The following is a 1,311-nucleotide window of genomic DNA, read 5'->3' on the forward strand; positions in this document are numbered from 1 at the left end:
GGTCGGCCCGACGGTCGGAGCCGCGCTGGGGGCGGCGGGCGGGGCCGGCCCGACGGCCGGGGTCGCGGTCGGCGGCTCCGGAGCCGCCCTCCCGCTCGCCGCGGGAGTCGCCGGCGCGGGCTGGGTCAAGGCCGTCAACACGCTCGACTCGATGCTCGGCTACCGCTCGAAGCCGGTCGGGTGGGCGAGCGCGCGCCTCGACGACGCCGTGATGTTCCTCCCGGCCCGCGCGACCGCGGGCTGTCTGGCGGTCGCGGCCGGGCCGGTCGGATCGGTCGGGACCCTTCGCCGGGCCGCGTCGTGGGCCGACGAACCGGGGTCGCCGAACTCCGGGTGGCCGATGGCGACCGCCGCGGCCGCGCTCGACGCCCGACTGGAGAAACACGGCCACTACGTCCTCAACCCGGACGCGAGTCCGCCGAGCGTCGCCGACGCGGAGCGGGCGGTCCGGCTCGTCGGCGTCGCGGGCGGGGTCGCGCTCGCCCTCGCGGCGGGGTGGCTGGCGGCGGTCGGGTGGCTGGCGGCGGTGGGGTGGCTGACGGAGGTCGGGTGGCTGGCGGCGGTCAGGTGGCTGACGGAGGTCGGGGGGCTGGCGGAGGTCGGGGGGCTGGCGGCGGAGGGATGGCTCTCGACTCCCGCGGGGGTGGTCGGATGGTCCTGACCGCGCTCCGGGGAGCGATCGGCTTCCTCACCCGGGTCCCGGTCGGGCGCGACGAGGCGGCGTGGGGTGCGTTCGCGCGCTCGCCGTGGACGTTCCCGGTCGTCGGGTACCTCGTCGGCGGGCTCGTCGCTACCCCGATGCTGCTCGCCGCGCCCCCCGCGTCGGTCCCCGCCCCCACGGTCGCGCTCGCGTTCGTGGTCGCCGTCTACGCGGTCACCGGGATCGGCCACCTCGACGGCGTGGCCGACCTCGGCGACGCCGCGGTCGTCCACGGCGACCGAGAGGAGCGCCGGCGCGCGCTGAAGGACTCGAAGCTCGGCGTCGGCGGGACGGTCGCGCTCGCCGTGGTCGTGCTCGGGCTGGCGACCGCCGCGCTCGGGCTGGTCGAGGTCGTGGTGACGGCGGGGGGCGGGGGCGAAGAAGCACTCCTCGCCGCGCTCGGGACCGTCGTCGCCGCCGAGGTCGGCGCGAAGGCCGCGACCGCGACGCTCGTCTGCGTCGGCGACGCGCCCCACGAGGGGCTCGGTTCCGCGCTGACCGGCGAGTCGTCGCCTCGGGCGGCACTTCCGGCCCTCGCGCTGGCGGCGCCCGCCGCGCTGCTCGCGTGGCCGCGGCTCCTGCCGGGGGTCGCGGCGGTGTTCGCCGCGCTC

General features: G+C 78.9%; 2 protein-coding genes. Both read left to right on the forward strand.

Translation table 11 applies throughout. The annotated features are described in order from the left end of the window. The coding region (locus ESO89_RS18305) for a cobalamin biosynthesis protein (protein ID WP_241686295.1) at nt 1-661 on the forward strand (661 nt) is incomplete at its 5' end. Beyond that, nucleotides 652-1,311: adenosylcobinamide-GDP ribazoletransferase (locus ESO89_RS18310; RefSeq protein WP_164932846.1), on the forward strand; the 660-nt coding region annotated here is incomplete at its 3' end. The genes ESO89_RS18305 and ESO89_RS18310, both read left to right, overlap by 10 nt.

The organism is Halorubrum amylolyticum, assembly GCF_004114995.1.
GTDB classification, from domain to species: Archaea; Halobacteriota; Halobacteria; order Halobacteriales; family Haloferacaceae; genus Halorubrum; species Halorubrum amylolyticum.